Source organism: Microcoleus sp. PH2017_34_RAT_O_A (assembly GCF_020737885.1).
Lineage (GTDB): Bacteria > Cyanobacteriota > Cyanobacteriia > Cyanobacteriales > Microcoleaceae > Microcoleus.
Map to the genome: position 1 here is coordinate 22,050 of NZ_JAEQDD010000012.1, position 24,870 is coordinate 46,919.

25 protein-coding genes are annotated in these 24,870 nt (G+C 45.0%); 14 read left to right on the top strand and 11 right to left on the bottom strand.

The genetic code is table 11. The annotated features are described in order from the left end of the window. Positions 1-41: 41 nt before the first annotated feature. From JGK11_RS06095 to JGK11_RS06105, 3 genes are all read right to left on the bottom strand, one after another. The gene (locus JGK11_RS06095) at positions 42-371 is read right to left on the bottom strand and encodes a type II toxin-antitoxin system PemK/MazF family toxin (protein ID WP_293189957.1); all 330 of its coding nucleotides are present in this window, start codon (positions 369-371) and stop codon (positions 42-44) included. After that, on the bottom strand, positions 355-552 hold the full coding sequence (locus JGK11_RS06100; protein WP_006633633.1) for a hypothetical protein: 198 nt from the start codon (positions 550-552) through the stop codon (positions 355-357). The genes JGK11_RS06095 and JGK11_RS06100 overlap by 17 nt, the downstream gene beginning before the upstream one ends. Before the next feature lie 118 nt (positions 553-670). Then, on the bottom strand, positions 671-1,564 hold the full coding sequence (locus JGK11_RS06105) for a CNNM domain-containing protein (RefSeq protein ID WP_293207111.1): 894 nt from the start codon (positions 1,562-1,564) through the stop codon (positions 671-673). Between the two features lie 246 nt (positions 1,565-1,810). Here JGK11_RS06105 and JGK11_RS06110 point away from each other — a divergent pair, with 246 nt between their 5' ends. The 4 genes from JGK11_RS06110 (at position 1,811) to JGK11_RS06125 (ending at position 5,814) form a co-directional block, all read left to right on the top strand. Then, the gene (locus tag JGK11_RS06110; RefSeq protein ID WP_293178785.1) at positions 1,811-2,728 is read left to right on the top strand and encodes a YihY/virulence factor BrkB family protein; all 918 of its coding nucleotides are present in this window, start codon (positions 1,811-1,813) and stop codon (positions 2,726-2,728) included. Positions 2,729-2,747: 19 nt separating this feature from the next. After that, a complete protein-coding gene (locus tag JGK11_RS06115) occupies positions 2,748-3,068 on the top strand; it encodes a hypothetical protein (protein ID WP_293178782.1) in 321 nt (106 codons plus the stop codon). A gap of 336 nt (positions 3,069-3,404) precedes the next feature. Further along, complete coding sequence (locus JGK11_RS06120; protein ID WP_293207108.1) at positions 3,405-4,673, top strand: glycosyltransferase family 1 protein; 1,269 nt, start codon at positions 3,405-3,407, stop codon at positions 4,671-4,673. Between the two features lie 139 nt (positions 4,674-4,812). Then, on the top strand, positions 4,813-5,814 hold the full coding sequence (locus JGK11_RS06125) for a glycoside hydrolase family 104 protein (RefSeq protein ID WP_293178776.1): 1,002 nt from the start codon (positions 4,813-4,815) through the stop codon (positions 5,812-5,814). A 191-nt stretch (positions 5,815-6,005) separates the two neighbouring features. On the opposite strand, the gene JGK11_RS06130 is transcribed toward JGK11_RS06125, so the two are convergent. The 3 genes from JGK11_RS06130 to JGK11_RS06140 all read right to left on the bottom strand — a co-directional run bounded on the left by JGK11_RS06130 (position 6,006) and on the right by JGK11_RS06140 (position 9,477). Then, on the bottom strand, positions 6,006-6,722 hold the full coding sequence (locus tag JGK11_RS06130) for a DevA family ABC transporter ATP-binding protein (protein ID WP_293178773.1): 717 nt from the start codon (positions 6,720-6,722) through the stop codon (positions 6,006-6,008). A gap of 80 nt (positions 6,723-6,802) precedes the next feature. After that, the gene (devC, locus tag JGK11_RS06135) at positions 6,803-7,987 is read right to left on the bottom strand and encodes an ABC transporter permease DevC (RefSeq protein ID WP_293178770.1); all 1,185 of its coding nucleotides are present in this window, start codon (positions 7,985-7,987) and stop codon (positions 6,803-6,805) included. Between the two features lie 68 nt (positions 7,988-8,055). Beyond that, on the bottom strand, positions 8,056-9,477 hold the full coding sequence (locus JGK11_RS06140; RefSeq protein WP_293178767.1) for a biotin/lipoyl-binding protein: 1,422 nt from the start codon (positions 9,475-9,477) through the stop codon (positions 8,056-8,058). Between the two features lie 114 nt (positions 9,478-9,591). Here JGK11_RS06140 and JGK11_RS06145 point away from each other — a divergent pair, with 114 nt between their 5' ends. Continuing rightward, positions 9,592-10,200: a TetR/AcrR family transcriptional regulator gene (locus tag JGK11_RS06145; RefSeq protein ID WP_293178764.1), complete on the top strand. Its 609-nt coding sequence runs from the start codon at positions 9,592-9,594 to the stop codon at positions 10,198-10,200. A 252-nt stretch (positions 10,201-10,452) separates the two neighbouring features. On the opposite strand, the gene JGK11_RS06150 is transcribed toward JGK11_RS06145, so the two are convergent. From JGK11_RS06150 to hpsU, 3 genes are all read right to left on the bottom strand, one after another. Beyond that, the gene (locus JGK11_RS06150; RefSeq protein ID WP_293210975.1) at positions 10,453-11,607 is read right to left on the bottom strand and encodes a flagellar assembly protein H; all 1,155 of its coding nucleotides are present in this window, start codon (positions 11,605-11,607) and stop codon (positions 10,453-10,455) included. A 64-nt stretch (positions 11,608-11,671) separates the two neighbouring features. Next, a complete protein-coding gene (locus tag JGK11_RS06155; RefSeq protein WP_293196168.1) occupies positions 11,672-13,075 on the bottom strand; it encodes a mechanosensitive ion channel domain-containing protein in 1,404 nt (467 codons plus the stop codon). Between the two features lie 102 nt (positions 13,076-13,177). Further along, on the bottom strand, positions 13,178-13,855 hold the full coding sequence (gene hpsU / locus JGK11_RS06160; protein WP_293178755.1) for a hormogonium polysaccharide biosynthesis acetyltransferase HpsU: 678 nt from the start codon (positions 13,853-13,855) through the stop codon (positions 13,178-13,180). A gap of 44 nt (positions 13,856-13,899) precedes the next feature. Between hpsU and JGK11_RS06165 the strand changes: the two genes are divergently transcribed. The 6 genes from JGK11_RS06165 to JGK11_RS06190 all read left to right on the top strand — a co-directional run bounded on the left by JGK11_RS06165 (position 13,900) and on the right by JGK11_RS06190 (position 20,891). Then, a complete protein-coding gene (locus tag JGK11_RS06165) occupies positions 13,900-14,694 on the top strand; it encodes a cation diffusion facilitator family transporter (RefSeq protein WP_293210977.1) in 795 nt (264 codons plus the stop codon). Positions 14,695-14,892: 198 nt separating this feature from the next. Beyond that, positions 14,893-15,351, top strand: a complete 459-nt coding sequence (locus JGK11_RS06170; protein ID WP_293210979.1) for a hypothetical protein — start codon at positions 14,893-14,895, stop codon at positions 15,349-15,351. 5 nt (positions 15,352-15,356) lie between these two features. Then, positions 15,357-16,016 carry a hypothetical protein gene (locus JGK11_RS06175; RefSeq protein ID WP_293210981.1) on the top strand — a complete coding sequence of 220 codons (660 nt, stop codon included), beginning with the start codon at positions 15,357-15,359 and terminating at the stop codon, positions 16,014-16,016. Between the two features lie 185 nt (positions 16,017-16,201). Beyond that, on the top strand, positions 16,202-19,039 hold the full coding sequence (locus JGK11_RS06180; RefSeq protein WP_293210983.1) for a CHAT domain-containing protein: 2,838 nt from the start codon (positions 16,202-16,204) through the stop codon (positions 19,037-19,039). Positions 19,040-19,044: 5 nt separating this feature from the next. Beyond that, a complete protein-coding gene (locus JGK11_RS06185) occupies positions 19,045-19,362 on the top strand; it encodes a hypothetical protein (RefSeq protein WP_293210985.1) in 318 nt (105 codons plus the stop codon). Between the two features lie 5 nt (positions 19,363-19,367). Beyond that, entirely contained in the window at positions 19,368-20,891 is a 1,524-nt protein-coding gene (locus JGK11_RS06190; RefSeq protein WP_293210987.1) for a hypothetical protein, read from the top strand. Between the two features lie 81 nt (positions 20,892-20,972). On the opposite strand, the gene JGK11_RS06195 is transcribed toward JGK11_RS06190, so the two are convergent. Then, entirely contained in the window at positions 20,973-21,905 is a 933-nt protein-coding gene (locus JGK11_RS06195) for a glycosyltransferase family 2 protein (RefSeq protein WP_293210992.1), read from the bottom strand. Here JGK11_RS06195 and JGK11_RS06200 point away from each other — a divergent pair. Further along, positions 21,814-22,026, top strand: a complete 213-nt coding sequence (locus JGK11_RS06200) for a hypothetical protein (RefSeq protein ID WP_293178845.1) — start codon at positions 21,814-21,816, stop codon at positions 22,024-22,026. The two genes, JGK11_RS06195 and JGK11_RS06200, sit on opposite strands and share 92 nt — an antisense overlap. Position 22,027: 1 nt before the next feature. Here the strand turns inward: JGK11_RS06200 and JGK11_RS06205 are convergent, their stop codons facing one another. Continuing rightward, positions 22,028-22,996, bottom strand: a complete 969-nt coding sequence (locus JGK11_RS06205; RefSeq protein ID WP_293178833.1) for a glycosyltransferase family 2 protein — start codon at positions 22,994-22,996, stop codon at positions 22,028-22,030. Between the two features lie 434 nt (positions 22,997-23,430). On the opposite strand from JGK11_RS06205, the gene cobU reads away from it, so the two are divergent. Both cobU and JGK11_RS06215 read left to right on the top strand, forming a co-directional pair. Continuing rightward, a complete protein-coding gene (cobU, locus tag JGK11_RS06210; protein ID WP_293178740.1) occupies positions 23,431-23,979 on the top strand; it encodes a bifunctional adenosylcobinamide kinase/adenosylcobinamide-phosphate guanylyltransferase in 549 nt (182 codons plus the stop codon). A 278-nt stretch (positions 23,980-24,257) separates the two neighbouring features. After that, positions 24,258-24,680, top strand: coding sequence for a hypothetical protein (locus tag JGK11_RS06215; RefSeq protein ID WP_293178738.1), 423 nt, complete (start codon positions 24,258-24,260; stop codon positions 24,678-24,680). Positions 24,681-24,870: the final 190 nt, after the last annotated feature.

The window sequence follows — 24,870 nt, forward strand, 5'->3', positions numbered from 1 at the left end:
TAAGCACCTGCGAAACTCGTTGACAAACTGTCGCTGCTGCACTAAAACCCTAACCAACCTCGGAGAGATTTCTCCAGTCGCTCAGCATCAGAATCTGCTAATTTGCCAATCGTTCTTACAACTAAGCTTTCATGTACTGTATACAAACCTCGCTTGACTGCTGTAGCCACATTTAACCCTGCTATTGACCATTCAGCGAGTACGAACTCACCCTCAATTAAGGATGCAGTTTTGCTTGTCAATGGCACAATCATAATGTCTTGAGATACGTGTGGCGCACTCAAAACAATTGCTGGTCTTACCTTAGAACTAGACAAGTCTGAAAAGGGATATCTAACCAAAATTATGTCATTTTTAGAGTAGCTGGGCATAGACATCATCCTCAGTATTATCCCAAACTGTATCTAGTGATGTTTGACTGGCTTGAAGCCAAAACTCAGCTTCTTCATCAGGTAAAACTGTTACTAATACTTTTGCCCCTTCGGGTAACTCTGATAACTCCAGCAGTTCAATTTTCCCTTGTCGAACAGTAGCCCAAAGTGTTTTTAGCATATCCACCTCATAAACTGTGCTTTATGCAATTTGCAGATTTCTGGTAGGTTGTCGCACTGAGCGACTAATTACAACCTAACACACATAGATCGAGGAAGTATTTAAGCCTGATTTAGGATTAATTCAAGACGAGTTCTGGATGTTGCGGCTCAAACAAAGGGCGAGTTACCTGACGCAGCAGCACTGTTTCTAAACTGCCTTCTACTACATCTGCTGCTTCTATTTCTAATTCGCCCCACAAAAATCGATCGCCTTTATTTGGAATTTTACCGAAATTGTGGATCGCGAATCCGGCGATTGTTTGGTACGCTTGGTTGGTTGGCAGGTTTAACCCGAGTTTTTCGTTAACTGCTGTTACTTCCCAGACGCCGGAAATTAGGGCTGAATGAGCGTCTTTTTCAATCAGAGTTGCTTCGGAAGCTGGTAGCAGCGATTCTGACTGTTTACTGGTAATCCAACCTGTCAGCAGCCGCACCGTACCGTTGAGAATTGCTAGCAGCGGCCAGAGTATTTTCGAGCAGATTTCGAGGGCGGGCATCAGTAACAAAGCTGTGCGTTCTGGGGCGTGGGTTGCTAATACTTTGGGGATGAGTTCTCCTAATACTATCTCGATGTATGTAACGAAGATGAAAGCTACGGGAACTGCGATCGAATGCGCCGTCAGCATCGCGGGAAAATGACCGATCGGCAATTTGTCGATCCAGGGCTCGATCCAGTGTACAGTCGCACCCTCGCCCAACCATCCCAACAGCAGACTTCCGGCTGTTGTGCCTGTTTGAGTCACCGACAGGTAATGCGGTATGTTGTTCTGCGCTTGATGGACGAGTTCGGCGGTTTTCGCGTTTGGGCGATCGCGCAACTGGGCGAGTTGGCGGATTTGATGGCGATCGGCTGATACTAATGCTAGTTCTGACGCCACAAAAAACGCGATTAAAAGTGTTAAGCCCAGCAACATTGCTAATCTCAGCAGTGTTTCGGCGACTTCTATTTCCAGACAAGTAAGGTTATTCAAGATAGATATCTAATCTGATAGATGTTTAGGTTAATCATTTCATCTTAGCTTGCAATTCAGATAGATTGACGGCTCCACATATCGGATATCCGCACTACGGGTCTTCATAAGGTGTGCATTGCACACCCTACAAATAGATAAAAAAAGCAATTTGCCATCCATAAATCTATCTTCTGGCCGACGAGAAAAAACTCATAACATATTACAATGCCTTTGTGAAGCATAAGTATAAGGAAACCAAAGGTAGTGAACTTAAAAACAGTCATATCGCTGCTAAAACAAACTTTTACTGAATGGCAAGAAGATAAAGCACCAACCCTAGCCGCCGCCCTAGCCTATTACACAGTTTTTTCCCTCGCCCCGCTGCTAATTATCGTAATTGCGATCGTCGGTTTAGTCTTTGGTGCAGACGCAGCCCAAGGTCAAATCGTCGCCCAACTCCAAAGTTTAATCGGCAAAGATGGCGCTCAAACTGTCCAAGAACTAATCCTTAAAGCTTCCGAACCCAAGTCGGGAATGATTGCTACTATAGTTGGTCTCGCTACACTTTTGTGGGGCGCTTCCAATGTATTTACTAACCTCAAAGAAGCTCTCAATACTATTTGGAATGTTTCACCGCCTCCGGGACGCGGCATTTGGGGATTTTTGCAAGACCGCGTATTGTCTTTTGCGATGATTTTAGGCATCGGTTTTTTACTGCTAGTATCTTTAGTCCTTAGCGCCATTTTAGCTGCCGTCAGCTATTGGTTGAACGGCTGGTTGCAGTTACCTGTTGGCATTTGGCAGATTGTGGACTTTGCTATCTCGTTTGGCGTAGTTACGCTGCTTTTTGCCTTAATTTACAAACTTTTGCCCGATGTCGATCTTGCCTGGAATGATGTTTGGATCGGCGCCGCCATCACCTCAATGCTGTTTACGATCGGCAAATCCCTAATAGGAGTTTACCTGGGAGGTAGCGGTATTGCCTCTACCTACGGTGCTGCTGGATCGTTCGTAATTATCCTGCTTTGGATTAATTATTCCGCTCAAATTCTGTTCTTAGGTGCCGAGTTTACCCAAGTTTGGGCTAACCGATACGGCTCTCGAATGCGAGGTTCGCGAAATAATACCCTGCACAGCGAAAAGGGGGAATCCTCCACACGCAAACATCGAAAAAATTCTTAACATTTGACAATTGGGAAATTTGAGGTTAAAGTCTATCCCCGGCTTTGATAAAAGCAAGAGCGAAGCAGCCAGAAAGCGGAAGGCGGAAGGAAAGAAAAATTTTGAAGGCAATAATTTATCTTTCTCTTCGAGCGCCATGTCAAATTCTGTCTTTGGGAAGATTTACTTCTGCTTTCTCCACAGTTCAAATTATTTATCGCGACAGGTGAAAATTTTACCTCCGACTGACTGGATCGGCTCGAACAGCAAGCTGAAAGCTGGTTCGAGTTTGACAACTGCTCAAATCCGGGAAATTCTCTTCACCCTCGTTCATTTCCATTTAGATTATCTAGAGTTTTAGCTGCTGCTGGTCTCTGTCAGCAGAAGGAAGTCGTTTGTCAATTTTTCCAGTGAAATTATCCCTGAGGGATGATTTATCGATCGCCTATTTTGACTTTAATAACAATTAGCAGCTACATTTCATTCCCCGCGCAGTAGCCAAAATCGCACATTAATCGGCTTTCAACAGTTGACAGTTGACAGTTGACAGTTGACAGTTGACCCCAAGAGAGCAACGTCTACCTAAAAGGAAAAGGATTGGAGTAATGAATAGTCTGATTTTAATTTCTCCCTCACTCGTGTTCCGGCTTTCAACCAATTCTTTCTGGTAAGTTTTTTTAAATTTTGGTAAACAATCATGATTTCATTAACAAAAAAACGCATCGCCCTGATCTCGGTACACGGCGATCCGGCTGTGGAAATTGGCAAAGAAGAAGCGGGCGGGCAAAACGTTTACGTGCGTCAAGTAGGAGAATCTTTGGCGAAACAAGGATGGCAAGTTGATATGTTCACCCGCTCATCCGATCGCGAACAAGCAAGTATTGTCCAGCACAGCCCCAATTGCCGGACAATTCGCCTCGTAGCAGGGCCGCAAGAATTTATTCCCCGCGATGCACTTTACGGATATTTGCCAATTTTTGTTCGCGAATTTCAGAGGTTTCAGTTAGAGTCAGGCTTTCAATATCCCTTAGTTCACACGAATTACTGGCTGTCTTCTTGGGTGGGAATGGAGTTGAAAAAATCGCAACCCCTGCGACAAGTTCATACTTACCATTCTTTGGCAGCAGTAAAATATAAGTCGGTTTCGACAATTCCGATGATTGCCAAAACCAGGCTGCACGTGGAAAAAACTCTTCTGGAAACAGCCGATCGCGTGGTGGCTACCAGTCCCCAAGAAAAAGAGCACATGAGGTCTCTGGTGTCCTCAAAAGGCAATATAGACATCATTCCCTGCGGTACCGACACTCAGCAGTTTGGGTCGATCGCGCGATCGGAGGCCCGCCGCCAGTTGGGAATAGCGCCAGAAACCAAAGTGGTGTTGTACGTCGGCCGTTTTGACCCGCGCAAGGGCATCGAAACCTTAGTCCGCGCCGTCAGTCTGTCGGCGCTGCGAGGCAAAGGGGATTTAAAACTGATCGTTGGCGGTGGCTGGCGCGAGGGGGAATGCGACGGAAAAGAGCGCGATCGTATCGGCAGCATCGTTGAAGAATTAGGCTTAAGCGACATTACCAGCTTTCCCGGCGGCTTGAGCCGAGACATTCTCCCCGCCTACTACGCAGCCGCCGATGTCTGCGTCGTTCCCAGCCACTACGAACCCTTCGGTTTAGTCGCCATTGAAGCGATGGCCTGCCGCACGCCCGTAGTCGCCTCCGACGTGGGAGGGCTGAAATATACCGTAGTGCCGCGAGAAACCGGTTTGCTGGCGCCGCCGAAAAATGAAGCAGCCTTTGCAAGTGCGATCGATCGGCTGTTAGTTGACTCAGTATGGCGCCAGCAACTCGGACAAGCAGGCAGAATGCGCGTCCAAGCCAATTTCAGTTGGGACGGTGTGGCCTCCCAACTCGGTCAACTTTACACTCAACTGCTCGAAAAAGTGGCGATGAAACTTGACCCCGTGAGCGCTTAGTAGTATCACTTAGTATGGTTGAAGCCTGTTTCCCTCGATCCCTATCCATCTCATCTATAAACTGGGAACCTTCAACTATAAGTGATATGAGGAGGTACTCTTGTACGCATCAGAACATCTGGGAAGACATCTGCTTCGTATGTCCGACCAAGAGCTAATTCGTCTGTGGGTAAACCGCAAATCTACCCCCAGCAAGCGCTTTAGCTGGCAGGCCGCCAACGGTTTTCAACTGTTTGTAGAAAAACCTTTGGCAGAAGTGACTCTGACAGATATCCAGACTTTCGCCGCAGCGATGAGGGCTCGCAAAGTTCCACCCCGTTTCTACAAGCAAACCTTGCTAGCTCTAAAATCGCTGTTCGCCTTCGGCCAGCAAACCGGAATCTTGCCCGCAGCTATCCCCCTCTACGCGTGGCCGGTGCGAGAGCACAGCCAGCAGTACAAACAACTCCGTTTGAGGCTGGGGTGGGGTTTGTGCATTTGTTTGTGCTTTTTTTTGGGTAGAATGACCCCAAAACTTTGGGGGCAAACAGTCTCGGCAGAAATGTCGCCACCTCCAAAACGCCTGACTGCCTCGGCAGAAAGCTCGCCGGCTTCGGCATCAGAAGCGTTGCCGAAAGTTGCAACTGACGAGCCACCAGACAAAGGAGATCGGAACGACGATAACGAGGATAATATTGAGCGCGATCGGGTAAAAGCATTTCTCGACACCATCGCCAGCGCCGAAGGCACCGCTGCTGCCGATGGCTACCACACCCAGTACACAGGAACCAAATTTGCCAGTTTCAGCGACCATCCCAGGGAAATGAGATGTGGCCGCCGCTACGGCAAAAAACTCTGTTCCGACGCTGCGGGGCGGTATCAGTTTCTCAGCACAACTTGGGACAGATTCGCCAAAAAATTCGGTGTCAAGGATTTCAGTCCAGAAAATCAAGACCTAATGGCTATAGAGTTAATTCGAGAACGAGGTGCATTAGAAGATATAAAAGCGGGTCGATTGGAGCCAGCAGTCAGAAAACTCGCTTACATCTGGCCTTCTTTTCGGCGTTTTGGCGGTTCCGTGGACTCGTCGCTGCCCAAACTCGAAAAAATGTATCGGCACAATTTAGGGATTTATCGCCCAGGATTGGTTGTTAGCAATTAGTTGACAGTCCGAGGACGAGTTGGAATTTGCGATTTTGGATAAAATTTTGAGTTCCAAAATTCAAATTTGGGGAGTTATGGGTGATGTCTATTTTTGGGGAAACTAGAGGGAAGAATGAGCAATTTCCATTACCTATTATCAATATAATTTATCTGTCAACTGTCAACTGTCAACTGTCAACTGTCAACTGTTTAAGCTAATTTTCCATCTTCCATGTTAACGATGCGATCGGCAATATCCAAAATTCGGTTATCGTGGGTCACTAACAAAATAGTACAACCTTGCTCTTTAGCAAGTTTCTGCATCAAATTGACCACTTCGCGCCCGGATTTGCTGTCCAGGGCGGCTGTCGGTTCATCAGCTAAGACAATTTGCGGGCGACTAACTAAGGCACGGGCGATCGCAATTCTTTGTTTTTGTCCGCCCGACAAGTCATCGGGATAATAGTTCAGCCTATCTTCTAGTCCTACTAATTCTAGCATTTGCCCAGAGCGATCGCGCATTTCGACACGGGACAAATTGCCGTGAACTTCCAAACCCATTTGGACATTTTGCAGCGCCGTCAAACTGCGGTGCAAGTTGTGGGCTTGGAAAATATAGCCAATGTTACGCCGCGTCTTTACTAATTTATCTTGGCTGGCATTGCACATCTCTTGACCGAGAATTTTCAGACTGCCAGATTGACCCGATCGCAATCCGCCAATCAATGTCAAAAGCGTGGTTTTTCCCGAACCGGAAGGCCCGGTCATCAGGACAATTTCACCTGCATATATTTCTAGGTTGATATCAAAAAGTACCTGTTTTTGCAGTTGACCTTGACCAAAGTAGTGGTCGAGTTTGTGCATGGAAATTACAGGCTCGGAAATCTGTAGGTTGGTGGTTGTGGGGTTAACAAGAGTGGATTTCATAAGTTAAGGATTCGGATTTTTTTAACCACAGAGGGCGCAGAGAACACAGAGAAAGATCGGAGAGAGATGAATAATTGGGATTAAAAAATGTCGGCGGGGTCGGCTGCTTGCAGTTTACGAGTGGCAATAGCTCCTGAAATACTGCACATAACCATGTTCAAAATTAATACTGCTAATGCTCGACCTATGGTCATGTATAAGGGTAAATTTGTAGCTTGACGAGTCACATGATATAGTGCTACAGAGACTCCTACTCCAGGTAAAAAACCGAGGACAGAAAGAATAATAGCTTCTTCAAAAACAATGCCGAGCAAGTAAATATTGCGGTAGCCCATTGCTTTGAAAGTAGCGTATTCTGCCATATGGTCGCTGACATCGGTTGACAGAACTTGATAAACGATAATTACTCCTACTACGAAACCCATCGCTACACCCAAGTTAAAGACAAAGCCGATCGCAGTATTTTTAGCCCAATAATTTTTCTCGAACTCGATAAATTCTTGTTTGGTCAAAACCTTGACATCCGACGGCAAATATGCTTTTAAAACTTGTTGGACTTGCAGCGAGTCAGCACCGGGTTGCAGTTGAATTAATCCGGCATTTACGCTTGCAGAATCCTGTCGGGGAAACAGGCGTAGATAATTTTGATCGCTGGTGATTAAAGCTCCGTCAGCGGCAAAAGATGCTCCAACTGTAAATAAACCGCCGATCGCAATTGTGCGCCGATCGATCTCAGTTTTAACAGATTGTCCCTGATTAATTTGGGCGATAGACCCTTGATAATCTCCCCTTGAAGCTCGGTCAAATAACACAGTATCCGGCAATTTAATCAAGTTCAAATTTTTGTTGACTTCTGGCAGGTCAAATGCAGGGCGATCGGGATTAAATCCCAACACCATAATCGACGTTTCCTGCCTAGTTTCGGGATTTTTCCAGTTGGCAATTTTCACGTAAAGTGGATCGGCTGATTTCACACCAGGTACATTCATCGCCTGATATAATCTGCGTCTTGGGAAAGAAGATAAATTCAGCAAATTCCGGCCTTGGGGATTCATCAAAACTAAGTCTGTTTGCAAAGTTTGGTGCAGGCGCGTATTGCTACTGTAAAGCGCATTTTGAAATCCCAACTGCATGAACATCAAAACGTCAGCAAAAGCAATTCCTGCTACTGCAACCGCCATTCGTCCTTTGTCGTGACTCAGTTGCAACCATCCGAGAGGAGTTCTGTTTCTTAACTGTTGTAAAGGTTTAATTAGTCCAATCATATCTCTCTTCTCTTCCTCTGTTTTCTCTGTGTCCTCTGCGCTCTCTGCGGTTAAAAAAATCTTAATTCTTAATTCCCGCCGATCGCAACTTTGACTTGCAAATTGGTCAATCCCGCTACTTTCTGACTGGAAGCGGCATCCAAACGCACTTTCACTTCCACAATTCGAGCATCAATATTCGCAGAAGGATCGGTGTTAACAATGTTTTGCCGCTGCACCTGCAAACCGATATATTCTACTTTTCCCTGCAATTCGCCCTGGAAAGAATCGCTAGTAATTTTGGCTGGCTGTCCAATCCGTACTTTGTCCACATCGCTTTGGTAGATTTCAGCCACCGCCAGCATTTCGCGAGTTTGTCCAAGTTCGACAATGCCATCGTTTCCCACTTTTTCCCCAGGATACGTGTGAATTTTCAGGACTTGAGCATCTCTGGGAGCGTGGATGTAAGCTAGAGCTAAATTGGCTTTGGCTTGTTTGGCGGCGGCTTGGGCGGAACCGACTTCGGCGGCGGCTGCTTCTATGTCAACGGGGCGCACTTCGGCGATGCGATCGAGATTTGCTTCCGCTTCGCCGATTTGCTGCTGTCGAGATTCCTGAATTTGGCTGAGTTTCGCTTGCGCTTCATTAATTTGTTGTTGGCGAGATTGCTGAATTTGATTCAGTTTGGCTTGCGCTTCGTTAATTTGTTGTTGGCGAGATTGCTGAATTTGATTCAGTTTGGCTTTTCCTTCGTTGAGTTGCTGTTGGGCTGTTTCGGTGGCGAGGGTTTTGCTGTCGCTAGTTGAGGCAGAAATTGCTCCTTGTTGGTACAGTTGCGAGTAGCGTCGCTGTTCGTTTGTAGCGTTGCGGAGTTCGGCTTCTATGCGAGCAATTGCTGCTTGTTGGGTTTGAATTTCCCCTTGCTGTTCGGCTTTTAGGCGCGCAATGGTGGCTTGTTGGGCTGTAATTTCGGTGCTGCGATCGACTTCTAAGCGAGCAACGATCGCCTGTTGCGCTGCGATCTCGTTACTGCGATCGGCTTCTAAGCGGCCAATAGTGGCTTTCTGGGCTTGAATTTCGCCATTTTTGGCTCCTGCTTTCACTTTTGCGAGATTTGCCTGGGAAACGCGTACTTGTTGTTGAGCTTGGTCAAAGGCTGCTTGCTGGCGATCGCGATTGTCGAGAATTGCGATCGTCTCACCTGTTTTCACTCTGTCTCCTTCTTTTACCAGGAGTCGATCGATCCTGCTTCCATCCGCCGCCCCAGATCCCGAAACTTTAATCACTTCTCCCCTCGGTTCCAATCGCCCCAAAGCTGTCACTGTGGTTAATTGGGATGCTGCGACGGCTGCTGCTGCGGTTGCTGCGTTGGGATCGGGAAGGCGCGATCGCCAGATCGTGTAACCAGTAGTTCCCCCAGCCGCCAGAGTGAAGAACGCTGCTACAACTAGGAGTTGTTTAACTAAGGGTGAATTGGAAGATAAGCTTTCTGCTGTTAATCGGTGTACCATGACACACCTCATGATTTGGGTAGGTAAAAACTAAACGGTTTAGTTCATACTTGAATACTAAACCGTTCAGTATAATGATGTCAATACCCGAAGCAAAAATTACAGAAACCAGAGATGGCCAGGACAAAACCAATCGAACCCGACGGAACATTAGGTGACAAAAGCGAGCAAATCCTGCAAGGTGCGATGCAAGAATTTTTAACCCACGGCTACGCGGGTACGAGTATGGACAAGGTAGCCAAGACGGGGGGAGTTTCCAAAGCCACGGTTTACAGCTACTTTCAAGATAAGGAGGGATTGTTTGCAGCCTTGGTGCAGTGGCTGGCGCGAAAAAAAGTCCATTTTACAATTCTGGATGAAGAACCCGCCGTAGCGCTGCGATTCATTGCCACAACTATATTGGATCAGGCGACGCACGAACCCGAATTTCTCAATTTCGTCAGGCTAGTGATTGCGGAGTCGGGGCGTTTTCCCCAGCTAGCGCAGACTTTTGTGAGAAACTTAGCTAAACCGGGTATCGATCGGCTGACTGAATATTTAACATTGCATCCAGAGTTAAAATTGTCCGATCCGGAGGCGACGGCGCGGATTTTTATTGGCTCTCTGGTATATTTCCAGTTAACGCAGGAGATGATGCACGGTAAAGATATTATGCCCATGGAGCGCGATCGAGCGATCGACGCTCTGCTGCACTTGATTTTGCCTGCGGAGTTAAATTCCTAGTGCGATCGAATGTTGATGGGAAGATGGGTGATGGGGTTAATTTTTGAGGTTTTGAGTAGTCGCTTTGGGAGTATCTCAGTTTAGCATTTCATAGTGCGAGCGGGGACGCTCGCTAGCCTTGCACCGATCGCGAGCGGGGACGCTCGCACTATAATAAAAATGCTTTTTTCAAAAAAGAGATGCTCCCGTCGCTTTCCCTCTCCCTTTCCCCCATCATTTGAGCTTTCAAACTTTGCTGTCAACTGTCAACTGTCAACTGTCAACCAACCTTTCCCTCAATTCAGCATCCGATAACTGTGGCAGTTGTTCTACAAACAATGTCAATTCTGCGATCGGCAAAGCCAATAAATTAGTCACGGCTGTTGGCAGCAGATCGTCCAAGTTAGTAACAAACATTTTCAATACACTTTCAGCTAACAACTTGACCGCTTCTTGCCGCCCCGATTCATCGACTGTCAGCATCGATATTGCCAGCAACAAAACCGTAAAATCCGCAGCAAACAACTTGGATATTGGAGATAGAAAAACAGTCATTTTCGGGCTTAATTCTCCAAATCGAACTCGCAGAAAATTTTCCAAGATTAACCGCTGTTGTTCTTGTCTGCCTCGTTCTAGCCCTCGTTCTAGCCCTTGTTCCAGTCCTCGTTCTAGCCCTCGTTCTAGCCCTTGTTCTAATCCTTCTTCCCTAGCTTGTTGCTGTGCAGCTTGTATTTGTTCTCGAAAAAGTGGTGCAATTGCCATAATTAACTCCCGCTCTTCTGGCTCTAATTTCTGTGGGATATCAGCTACTAAATTTGACTGTAACCGATACAATAATTCTAGCGCAGTAATCCGCAACGGATCGTCCGTTGCTAAAACGCTCATTTGGGCGATCGCCCTTTCCTGCACTTTCCCTTTGCCCAAAATCCTCAACCACAGAGTTTCGGGAGTTTCTGGCAACTGGTGAATCACCACAATTGCCGATTCCCAATGCCCCGGCAAAAAATAAATTCCTTCAACCCAATTTTGCGAGTTCGGTATCGCACCAAAACCCTCTACCAATGCTTTCGATGCTGTAGGTGTTAAAATCCACAGTCTGGGCAACTCAGCATCATCAGAGGGAGTATTTTTTCTTTTAGCCCCCCGCTGCAATTCACCTCGCAAATTCCACAGCTTAATGATACAGCTAATCGCCTCGACCACATTTACTGGATTGCGAAACGGTTCAAAAATAGCAGTTGTACCAGCCATTTTCCCCAACAATCCTAGATTTTCGGAGTATTCGGGAATTGGGGTACCAGGAGTGAAGTAAACATCGATTTCTCGGACTTCGCTTGTCACATCGCGACCGACATTCACCGTACCGATCGGCGACAGCAATTCTTCCAGAAATTCTTTAGCAAAGCGATCGTGAATAAATCGCGTCATATAATTAAGACAATTTTTTATGAGTTGATTTTAGCATATTTCCAAGATATTTATTAAGCGAATTTCAACTTGAAACAATAAATAAATTCTTGAGTCTTTTTCTCACCCAATCTACAGGATTTACCTCATCTTCTTCTTGTACATCTACCAATTCCATTTCTCGCAGTTGCTGCTGTTTCTCCTTTAGTTCTTCATGTTTGACTATTTCTTGAATAATCCGTTCGGATAAATATGGCCGTTCTAAAATCTTTTGTAATCCTTCTTTATTGATAGCAAACACAATAGTTTCTTCCAAAGCTTTCACCGAAGTAGTTCTAGGAATTCCCAGTATCAAAGAAAGTGTGCCAAAAAACTTGCCCCTACCCAGATGAGTCAGTTCCTTATCAGTTGCTGCGATAAACACTTCTACTGAACCAGAAAGAATCATATAAAAAGCATCTCCTGGGTCGTTTTCTCGGAACAAAAATTCTTGCGATTGCAGCCGTTGCCGATAGCCAACTTCCATGAGTTGTCGCAATTCTATATCGTTCAAAGTTTCAAAGTATTTTACCTGTCGCAACAAACTACTGAGGGAAGATAACTGTTTGCTTTCCTCTCCAACAAAAAGCATTCTTTTTGCGAGTTTATTAGATGTTTTGACATTGAATGGAAAATTGATTTCCTCCTGGCGAAAATGATACTCGATCGCAAAATTCAAAGAACTTTTAATAACTTCTCGATCCGTTGGTCGATCGGTCCACACTAAAAGTTCAAATTTAAAGCAATCATTGCCAAACTCGGCAAATAATACTTTCGGATTGGGTTCGTACAATACTCCTGCTTCTGTATAAGCAATGTTTAAAAGAGTTTCTGTTACTAACAGCGGGTCACTATTTCCGTCTACTTTTATCGAAAGTCGCAGGCAAAGTGTCGAATTTTCGTAACTCCTATTAACAATTTTGTTGCTAATCATATTACTGTTGGGAACTATGACGCTGGAGTCGTCGTTGGTTTTGATAATAGTCGATCGAATCGAGATTTTTTTGACTACTCCCATCAATCCTTCTAATTCCACGAAGTCTCCCACTTTGACAGGTCGATCTAAAAGCAGCGTTAGTCCGCTGACAAAATTGGTGGTTAAATCTTGTATTCCGAAACCAATTCCTACTCCCAATCCGCCCGCAATTACTGCAAAAGAAGCAAGGTTAAATCCTATTCCTTGGATCGCAATTATCACTCCCAGTGCTATGATTAAATAGCGCAAAATAACTGCTATGGCTTCCTGATTCCCCTCATCAATTCCTAGTTTTACGAGCAAGCGCTCTTTCAGAAAATCAGTAAAAGTTCGCGATACGATCAGCACAATCATGAATGATATTATCAGTTCCAGAAGCGATCGCAGCGATACAGAATTTTCCCCTATCTTAAATAAGGTTGCTGTAAAGAGCTGGAAAAGATTAGTCAGTAGTTCTTGGGGTACTGTATTCATTCTTATTTCAGAAAAATATTTGTATAACCAGCATTAAACCAGCTTGTAGTAAGGACTCAAGTCCTTAGTCCCAAGTTAGACAAAAAAGGAATGAAGTCCTGACTACAAACTTTTATTAATTTCTCGCCGATCGCGCGGGCGACAGGGTGTTCCCGTGCAAACAAAGCCGGCTGGCATATTTTCAAACACGCTGCTGCGAGCTCCGATTAAGGCATTTGCACCGATCGCAACACCAGGGCCAATGAAACAGTCGGCGGCAATCCAAACGCCGTTATTAATGATAACAGATGCTGTTATTAACCCAAAGGCTGGGTCTTGGGGGTCGTGAGTGCCGGTGCAGAGGTAACTTTTTTGAGAAATGACGCAGTGTTTGCCGATCGCAATTCGATCCAAACTGTACAATACAACATCATCTCCGATCCAACTATAATCACCGATTTCAATTTTCCAGGGATAGGTAAAACGAGCCGTAGGGCGGATAATTACCCCAAAACCTATTTTCGCACCAAATAACCGCAACAACGCGCTTCTGATGCTATTACAAGGATGTGGAGTGAGGGGAAATGCGATCGCCTGCACCAACCACCAAAGCAAAATTAGCCAACCACGTCTTCCGCGATCGAAATTTGATTGGTTGTACAGCCGCAAATCAATTAAAGATTCGCCTGTTAAAATATTTGGTTGGTTGTCGCCAATTGGACGATCGTTGATTTCAGGATTTGGGGAATTTGCGATCGGATGCGGCGGTTCCGGGTCGGGACTTGGCGTATAATGAGTCATCTAATGTTTGATTGAAAATCGAGTTTAGCTGTAAGGATTGCTGCATGATATTTCCAGTTGGGGACAATTTTAACTCTGAAAACACCAAGAATCTCGCACAATGCGACAATCCCAATCCCAGAATTGCCAAAGTGCGACTTTTACAAACAGCTTTGGTACTGCTTAGTAGCTTTTTTGTAGCAGAGTTAATCGCCGCCATCAACTCTCACAGTTTATCCCTATTGGCAGATGCTGGTCATGTTTTGTCTGATGTAGCAGCTTTAGCGATCACATTAACTGCGACTTGGTATTCGTCACTAAAAAGCAGTAAATCGGTGGATTGTGCGATCGCGCGATCGGCAATTCCTGCACGGGGAGAAATCATAGCAGCCTTAGTTAATAGTATCAGTTTAGTAGCGATCGCGCTTTGGATTGCAGCAGAGTCGATCGCCCGTTTGCAGTCCCCAACCCCCGAAGTAGAAGGACTCCCGATGTTAATTACCGCAATTGTCGGTTTAAGCATCAACTCAATCAACGCTTGCTGCTTGCATTCCTGCTGTCACGGCGACTTGAACCTCAAAAGCGCCTTTCTGCACGCAGTCGCCGACATATTTTCGTCGGTTGGAGTAATTTTAGCTGCGATCGCCGTAGCGTGGCTGCATTGGAATTGGGCTGACGGCTTAATTAGCTTGCTGGTATCGGCATCAATCATTTTATTAACTCTACCATTGCTAATTGAAAGCATCCAGTTGCTGCTAGGAAATGTATCAGCAATATCCGCAATTCAAGAACCTTGCGATTGCGAAAAAGTGAGCGCCGAAAAATTGCTCTTTCCATCCCTTGAAGAACTAATTAAATGATGTCTCGACCTCTGCGTTCATCAGCGTAAATCTGCCGACATCTGCGGTTAAGATCCAAAGAAACCGGGTTTTCCCCGAATTTGTGGGCTGTAACGAAGTCTGTCGCAAAAACCCGGTTTCTGGCCAGCCACCCATCAAAATCAATAGCCGTTGTTTTTTCGTTGGATTTACGTTAGGATATAGTAAAGAGGTGAAACTATGCAAATTACAAATAAAAAATTTAGGTTGCGAAGCGGTGCAAATTGGACATCATTTGAGAAGTTTCGTTTGAAAGGCGCAGAAGCACTCAGTTCGATCGCCAATGGTGTCATTGCTACCCTCCAGACAAAAACAGGACAGTACCGCATTATTGAGGAAAATGACTTTCAAGCAATGTATGGACTAGCCCGTGATGTCGATCGCATGAGAGGAGGATTGCGTATCGTTGTTTTGGCTGTGCGGGCGGCACAAAAACACCCCGATCCAGAGAATCTGAATTTACTTGCTGAAGCAGTTGCTATGCTGGGAGATTTGCCTGAGCTTCCTACCCGCAATAGCTTCGAGCGATTAGTTCCAGAGAATTTCGACTTGGATGAAGATGATGAAGTGATGCTCGATCCTGATGAAATTGAGCGTCCTTTGGAATCTGAGAATGCGATCGACAATAGGATAGATTAATCGTGATGGCTGTAGCAAATAATGAGCCTAACAATCTAGAAACTCTTGAAAATCAGCTTCGCGAACTTTCTCACGATGATCGAGTTTTCACAATTATTCAGGACTTTGCCGATCGACTTGGTAAGACAAAAGACCGTCAGAAAGTTTTCGGAGCAGAGGGAGCGCTGGTGCGTCAGCCAATTGAGTATCGCGATATGTTAGCAAGAGGTCTGATTCGCGACGATGAGGATGCCTTCGCCCTTTTGCAGGGAGATATTATTAGTAGTGACGCTGGCTACTTCTTGGGAGAACGTATTACTAACATGAAGTTTGCTGTCGCAAGCTCAACCTGTGACCTTGTTCAGGGCCGCCGCGATTATGCTTCACTGCTGCGATTGCAACCAATTTTTTCTGACAATCCTGAAGCAAAGCAACTCCTCGGTGAAATGCTAAAGTTCAAATCCACTAAGCGAATGTATCTTCCACCATTACCAGGGGACTCTCGCAATGTAGTGGCCAATGCTGTAGTATTTGATGGGGTTATACAGATACGTCTTGATGATTTGCTGTTAGCAACACGGCACGCTAGCCTAAGTCTTGTCGGGTGGAGAATATTTGGTTCTCTTGTTCGGACAATTATGGTGCGAGCTGGCGCTAGTGAAACAGAAATGCGATCGAAAGCCTAACGGTAAAATGGAATGTCTACAGTATATAAACTCAGGAAAATATTGACAAGTTGCAAGATTTTGTGATCTCTTAGTCCCCGTAGGCAGACTTTGTTTGTGTAGTTTGACCTCGAAAAAAGAGACTGAGTGGAAGTTTGCAGAAATCAGGGCTGATACTTTGAAGGTTATACGCAATGGAAATAGCTATGAACAAGGATGCAGCAAATAAAACTTCACAAACCTATCTAGATTTTTGGTTAGAAATTTTACAAGCAATTTTAGAAGGAAATAATACTCCTCAAGAATTTTACCCAATATTAGCAGCCAATCAAGACAAACTAAATGAGGAATTTAGGATCTTATGGCGAGACTGGACAACAGCAATTATAGACACAGAGGATTATCCAGAAGCTTTAATAATTACTCATATTGTTAGCAATTTTAGTAGCTTAATCAAAGAGTTCCCTTTAGGCAACCGAGCCCAGAACATAGAAATTTCTATTACAGGTCTTGAGATGACGCGAAAAATTTATAGCCGTGAGGTATTTCCTTTAAACTGGGCAAGAACTCAGCATAATTTGGGCAATGCTTATAGGGATAGAATTTTCGGCGATGAAACAGAAAATATCAAACAAGGATTAGCATTTTATCACAATGCGTTAGAAGTTTTCACCCCTGAAGAGTTTCCTGAAGATTGGGCAAGAACTAAAAATAATCTGGCCATGGCTTACGCTCAAAGGATTAGAGGAAAAAAAGCATATAATCAAGAGTTGGCGTTTGCCAATTTTCAAGATGCCTTAGAAGTTTATAGTCGTGAGGCATTTCCTCGACAATGGGCAATGATTCAAAATAACTTAGTAGATATCTCCATAAAAAGATCTAAAAATAAGGCGTATAATGAGGAAATAGCAATTAAATATTGCCAATCTGCCTTACAAGTTTTTACCCGTGAAGAGTTTCCCCTAGATTGGGCAAAGAGCCAACATAACCTAGCAGCCATTTATCTCTTCATAAGTAATGGTGAAAGACTAGATTACTTAGAAACAGCACTCACTTATAGCCAAGAGGCTTTACAAGTTTTCCTTCGTGAGAAAAATCCTTATGAATGGGCATTTGCTCAACGTCTTTTAGGATTTATTTACAAAGAAAAGGGTGAAATTAAATCTGCTACTGAATGTTTGCAATTGTCTCTAGAAATTTTCACTCCTGCATTGTTACCCAGAGAATGTTTTGGCTCTGCTCTATTGTTAGGTGACACTGCTTTTATTACTCAAAACTGGACAGTAGCTATACAAGGTTATGAAAAAGCCATAGAAGCAGTAGAAAAACGTAGAGAATGGGCAACCAACGAAACAGCCCGTCAAGAAATCCAATTAAACGCCATAGATGTCTATATCAAAATGGTGCAAGCCTGCATCAATGACGGACAAATTGAAAAAGCCCTCGAAACCGTCGAACGCAGCAAATCCCGCAACTTAGTCGAACTACTAGCAAATTCCGAACTAGAACCCAAATGCGATAACGATCAACTCAAACAGGATTTACGCAGGCTAAGAAGCACCATCTCAACAATACGGCAATTAGCGCAAGTAGATAATAACAGCACTTTTAATCGCGACAGTTTCCAGGGATTTCGTAGCAGCGAAACATCCAGCTACACCCGCGAGTATATCGCCCAACAGCGCGAACTCCTGCAAGAATATCAGCGTCAACTCGACGTAGTTTTCGCCCAGTGTCAGGAACTAGATCCCGCCTTCACCCTCACTCAAGAAGTCAAACCTATTACCGTTGCCGAAATCCGCGATTTGATTGACTCCCACACCGCTATTTTAGAGTGGTATATCGGCACGGACAGTTTCCAAATTTTCATCGTCACTCAGTCAAGTTTGGAAGTTGTGCAGTTTGACAAAGCAGAATTAGAAAAGCTGGAAGCGTGGAATCAGCAGTATCTCGAAGCCTTATTTAACAACACCAAAACCTGGCGAAAAAATCTTTCCGAGTCGCTGAGTAATCTTTCCAAAATATTGCGCCTCAATGAAATTCTCAATCATCCCGCCTTAGACAATTGTGACTCCCTGATTTTAGTTCCCCACCGCTATTTGCATCTATTCCCCCTTCATGCGTTATCAGTTAGCCAACAAACTTGGTTGCGATTTAATCAAAAAACTCCCCATCTCCAACCCCCCGCCAAACCTTGTCTGCTTGATTGCTTCAAAAAAGGCGTGCGATACGCCCCCAGTTGTCAACTCCTACAACGGGTACAACAGCGAGAACGCCCACCCGCCGATACCCGCGCCCTTTTTGCCATCCAAAACCCTACCGAAGACCTTGCCTACACTGATATAGAAGTAGAAGTCATCAAACAGGCCTTTAAACCCGCCGACATTTTAATCAAACAACAAGCCACCAAAACCGCCCTCATCGACAACCTAGAAACCCTCGCCCAAGCGCACTACGTCCACTTTTCCTGTCACGGTTCCTTTAATTTCCAGACACCCCTAATTTCATCCCTAATCTTAGCAGGAGCCATAGAATTAACAGACTCACCCACCCCCACCGGGACAAAATCCCTCCGATTGCGTTCCGGGGGACAAGCCAACCCCGCCAAATGCCTAACTCTGCAAGACATCTTTGCTACACTGAACTTACCTAAATGTCGCCTCGTCACCCTCTCCGCTTGCGAAACGGGGTTGACAGACACAACCAAGCAGAGTGACGACTGTATTGGCTTGGCTACAGGCTTTTTGTATGCTGGTAGTCAGGGTGTACTCTCCAGTTTGTGGTCAGTCGATGACTTCGCCACCGCCTATCTAATGATTAAATGCTACGAAAATCTGGCAACTGCTGATATGGCTGTAGCCCTGAATACTGCCCAAATTTGGCTGCGAGATGCTACTCAATCTAAATTGCTAGAATGGATAGGTGAATTAAAAGATTTAGAGTCAACCCAAGATATCAAAGGTTTCCTTGAAAGTTACGATTCTGATGAAAAACCATTTGAAAGCCCGTTTTACTGGGCTGCATTTTGTGCTATAGGAAAGTAAAAATTATGACTGCAAATCCTCTCTTATTAGCTTTCCCAAGCTTTGTAGAAAAAGAACCCATTGAAATAGACATTTTAAGGGAATTGGATCGAGCCTTAGAATCCGTAAGCAGCGAACCTTCGCAAAAGATAGAGGAAACTCTGAATGAATGGTTACGCAACGACAAAGATATCAGAGAACAGCTTAGGGAGTTTGCCGCAAGTAACAAAGAAATTACTAAAGTTAAGCCTGATACTGGCAAAACCGGGGGGGTCGGTAACGTCTTTCAAGAATTAAGCGAAGCGGTGAAACAAAAACTCAAAGAGATCGAAAACGGCAAATAACTTTTATGTCTCCTCCCAAAATCTATGCGCCGAATGTTCATTTGTTTGCATATCATTTGCGAAAAGAATCCGAACATCAGAAAGATAATCTCAAAGAACTATTTGAGAAAGGCGAAAATATCTTACAACAATTTGGGATTAATCAAACAATTGATATCCAAGACAAAGCCGGATATCGAGTTGAACTTTCGGTTCAACAAACCGAAGATAATGCCTCCATTGATTTTGAAAAATGGACAGATTCCCCGATCGCAGGCATTGCGTATCCCGTCCGAATTCACGACACATTTGCCTTAGCATTAAATGTCCGCCGTCCCGAAAAAAACGAACAGGGAATCAAAACTTCTGACGTAGATATAGACTTTTTTAAACGATTGCATCCTAGCGACTGCTGGATGCCAAGCCAAATTAACGCTTCTCTTGGTCAAACTTTATTGTTAACTCTTTGGTACACTCCAGAGAAAACTTGGCAATTTTGGAACTCAAGAGAAGACCAAAAAAAGCTGAAATCTTTGGCAGATAAATGCTTGCGAGCTTTTATTCCAGACAAGTTAGACACTCCTCCATTTTACCGATCGGGTGAATTATTTGGTAGTCCCATTTTTGAGTATGGTATTGCCGATGAGTTAGAAAATTATTGTCACGTTTTAGTTTGGATATTTGTCACTCCTGAAACCGACAAAAAATTACAAGAAGAATACCCTAATTTAGTTGATATTTTTTGCTATCGCCATAAAATTACTCAGGCATATAAATTAAGTCGCTCTGTTTATAAAGTCCTATCCAATAGCTATAAAGAAGTAAAAGCCGAAATAGCTATTGTTGAAAGTTTGCCAGATCGTAAAACCTTAGATTCGAGTAATTTAGAAGAATTGAAAAAGGCACTTAAGCGCATTCCTCGCCTTAATCTTAGTTACGTTGAGTTAATCAGAGACTTGGATAACTACCGCCTCCCTCTTAAAATCAATCTTCAAAATTATGAAAGAGAGCTAAAGCTGCTCCAAAAAAAATACCCACAAGAAGATTTAAGTTTTCTTGAAATTTTTGCAGATGAAAAAGCTCATATTTTTGCAGAGCAAATTCAAGCAGACTTGGACTATTTTGCCAATGGATCGGATTTACTAGAAAAAGCTTTAAATGCTATCCGAGGACGGGTGGAGATTGAACAAGCAGAACGCGATCGCTCTTTAGAAAAAACCATTCAAATATTAGGTGCTGGCTTGGGGGCGGGAGGAATTGTCTCCTCTGCGATTACCAATGATATTGACAAACCCCTCGTTATCAAGATACCTCAAAAGGGCGATCGGCTGCATCCAGGCGTAACAAGCTTGTTGTTCAGTCTTTTAGCTGTAATAATTGTGGGCGGATTGGTAGGATGGAAAAATGGTAAATGGAAAATTAATGGTAAGTTTAAATTATTCAAGGGTAAGTTCGATCGCCCGCAATTAGCCAATCCCCAAAATCCACCAGTCGATCGTATGTTGCGGGAAGCGGAAGAAGTGCGATCGCATCCTCCCGAACAACAATAAAATTCAAAGTCAGGATACGGCAGTGCCGTTTCCCTACAATTAATCGCGGTAGGGAAACGGCATTGCCGTGTCCTCCGTTGCTTACGGCGATTTAACTTCAGTCTCCTGACTTCTAACCACGGGCGACAAACTAGGCTCAGATTCTGCCACATTCAACTGACCGCCACAAGAGCGCAATTCGTACAGTTTTGCATTAATTTGATACTCATACTGACTCAATAACCTTGCATAAATATAGCCAGCTTTTCCATCCAAAAAGCCTAGCTGAATAAAGTAAAATAAAATAAATCTGAGCATTGGTTTCAAAGGCAGCCTCACCCAAACTTTTTTGAGAAATCGCTTCCGCTGCACGGCATCTCCAAATAGGTGAGCGCCAATAGTGCCGCTGTCGTCGCGGCCTTCAATAATATTGTAATAAACGCGGGCTTCCCAATTTGAATATCTGTTGTGCCGTTCTATCCAATGAAATAAATCGCGATAATCCTCGTGGATCATATCATGTTTTAAGTAGCCGACTTGACCTGCTAAAATGACGTGTTCGTGAACTTCGTTGTCACCTGTGTTGGGGACGGATTCAGTGCCGAGATTTTCGTAACGGCCTTTTTGATGCTTGAACAAACGCAAATTCCAGTCGGGATATCGGCCGCCGTAACGCAGCCATTGACCTAAAAAGAAGACTTTGCGGTTGAGGTAGTAGCCGTCAAAATTCGGATCGGCGATCGCCCGCGCGATTTCGTCCCAAAGTTCCGGGGGTATGCGCTCGTCGCAATCGACAATTAAAACCCATTCGTTGCGAAAGGGCAGGTTGTCCAAAGACCAATTTTTCTTTTTCGGCCAGCGGTTGTCGAAGTAGAATTGTACTACTTTGGCACCGCTACTGATGGCAATTTCTACCGTGCGATCGCTGCTTTGGGAATCAACCATGAAAACTTCATCTGCCCTGGCAATGCTGGCCAGACACGCAGGTAGATTAAGTTCTTCGTCTTTTGCCGGAATGAGAACTGAAACCGGAATCTTTGATGAACTAGATGTCATAATCGAGTGCTTGAACCTGAATGCGGTCGAGTTATTGTGGATGAAGTGCGATCGGCATGGTAGCGCCGACGACTTTAACAGCGAGGGATATTGCCTATAGCCTAATGCCTGCTGGTCGATTTCGGTGGAAAGATCAGGCCCTGAAGGGCTGCACTTAAATAACCGATTTGACCCCAAGCAAAAACGAAATTTTCAAAGCGCAGCCCTGGATCTCTAATGTATTTAAAAGACTTGTATACACCCCTCAGTATTCTTTCACCGCCCCGTCCAAGCTGAGCAATACCTGCTCGATCGGACAATTGTTCCCGATAACACTCGCTGATGCCTTGCCACCAACCGCGATCGAGAAACCAAGCTTGCTTGAGCCTTTCTACAGCCACATTGTGCAGAACCAGGGCCTCGGGCAGATAAACCACTTGCCAGCCTAACTCTAATGCTAATTCTGTCGCGCGCAATTCTTCATTTGACAGCAACTTTGTGCCGACTCTACCGAGTTTGACATCGAAGCCACCAATTTGTTCGAGAAAAGCACGCCGGATCGAGTAGTTTACACCCCTGGGAGTCAAACCGGCAGCAGTTACGTACTGGCAAGTATCCCCTAAATCGTAAACTCCCAAGTTTTGGGCCAATCCGGGCGATAGCCATTTGGGTGCACAGACTCCACAAGGCCACAGCAAGTTAACTTTGCCGCCGGCTACGGCTAGTTTTTGATTGCTTTGATAGGCGGCGTGCAGCACCCTGAGCCAATTCGGCTCAGCAATAGCGTCGTCGTCGAGATAAGCTAATATTTCGCTGCGAGCTTCCTTGGCGCCGGTGTTCCGCGCTACTGACAGACCGATTTTGGGTTCCCAGACATACTTGAGGCGGCAGTCGGAGAGTCTTGCTTCTACCACCTCGCGAGTGCTTGTCGTGGTACTTTTGGGGCTGGCATAATCGTTAGAACCGTTATCCACTACTACTACTTCAAAGTTATCGGGAAAATCTTGTACCAGCAAGCTGTCGATCGCCCCAGCTAAATAGCTGGCGCGATTGTGAGTGCAAATTATGGCTGATATCTGAGGTTTGGGCATGGGGCATTGGGCATGGGGCATTGGGAAGAAGGCCCGCGCAGGGCATTGGGCATTGGGGATAGTCTCTATTTTTTGCTTCTTTTCTTCTCTCTGCAAATTGGTAAGGGCGTAACTCACTTGCTGGAAAACGGCTATGTTGGGAAATTTGATGTAGTTATTCTGATATTGTCCTATCAATGCTATTATCGCCTAAAAATCATTGGTAATCAAACAAATAACTAATAACCAGCAACCAATAACCAGCAACCAATAACCAGTAACCAGTAACCAATAACCAATAACCAGTAACCAGTAACCAATAACCAGTAACCAATAACCCTTCGACCCTTCGACTACGCTCAGGGAACCGCAAATAACCAATAACCCTTCGACCCTTCGACTACGCTCAGGGAACCGCAAATAACAAATAACCAATAACAAATAACCAATAACCAATGACTAAAATAATCTTAGTAACTGGGCCGGCTCGAAGTGGTAAAAGTGAATGGGCCGAAACTCTGGCTGCTGCTTCGGGAAAACAAGTAATCTATGTGGCTACTGGCATGGTTGATGAAACAGATTTGGAGTGGCTGCGCCGCCTCGAACAACACCGAAATCGCCGCCCGGTTCATTGGAAAACTCTAGAAGTGCCGATCGACTTACCGACATTTGTCCGCACTGGTAAACCATCGGATTGCTTGTTAATTGATTCCCTCGGAACTTGGACGGCGAATCTTTTAGAACAAGAAGCCACACTGTGGACTGCTGCACAGCAAGATTTGCTAGCGAGTTTGAAGTCAACTGCGGCCGATGCAATTTTTGTAGGAGAGGAAACAGGATGGGGTGTTGTGCCTGCTTATCCGGCGGGGCGGCTGTTTCGCGATCGCCTCGGCACACTCGTCCGTCAAATCGGGGCGATCGCCGATACTGTTTATCTCGCCACCGGAGGTTACGCCTTGAACCTGTCCGCTTTGGGTACGCCACTACCGCCCGCCAAGAATTAACAGACGGAAGCGCGATCGACTTTTAGAGCAAAAAGCTCGGTTTGCCCGCAGACAATTTTAACTAAAAATCAGCTATAATTATAATTAAGCTCGAAAACTCAAAAATCACATCAATCACTCCAAAAAAATACTCCATCGGGCAACCAGCACAACAATTTGACACCTAAAATAGTCGGCTTTTGAAAGAATGTCAAATATCAAATGTCTCTTGAGATAGAGATCAAATTTAAAGTTTAAAGTCTAAAATTACCAATGAATTGCAGGATTGAGTAAAAGCTATGGCATCAGAAAGTGAAGTCAGAAAATATATTGCTTACTGGTTTCAGTTAGGCAAAAAAGTATTTATTCGCAACGGTTCCGAAGCGCTGCTACCAAAATCGGTAATTGCGGGCGATCGCTACAGCAGGGAATTTGAAGAATGCTGGCAAAAAATCATCTCCTCCGACAGCGGAGACTCCTACCTGCAAGGCACCAACGAAACAATCGCCGAACTGCTGACACCAGCATGGGAAATCAGTCCCTGTGCGCGCTGCGCCATGCCCGTACCGTTGCGCGATGCTGGAATGCCGCCGGAGTTGTGTCCCTGTAACGACTTAGCCAACTGGCCCGATACCGAAATGCCCCGACCCCGATCGCCCGTCAGCACCAAATCGCAACTTTCAAGCATTCGCGATCGACTTCTCAGAACCGGCAGGGAGTGAAAATCGCGATAGGAGGGGAATCGGAGAGGGGGTGGCCAGAAATGGGGTTTTTCGCCAAAACAAGCGTTACAACCTTGGATACTCCACTAAAAAACCCGGTTTCTTTAGTCCTTTGCCAACTGACAACTGTCAACTGCCAACTGTCAACTGTCAACTGTCAACTGTCAACTGACTAACCAATTCGGTTTTC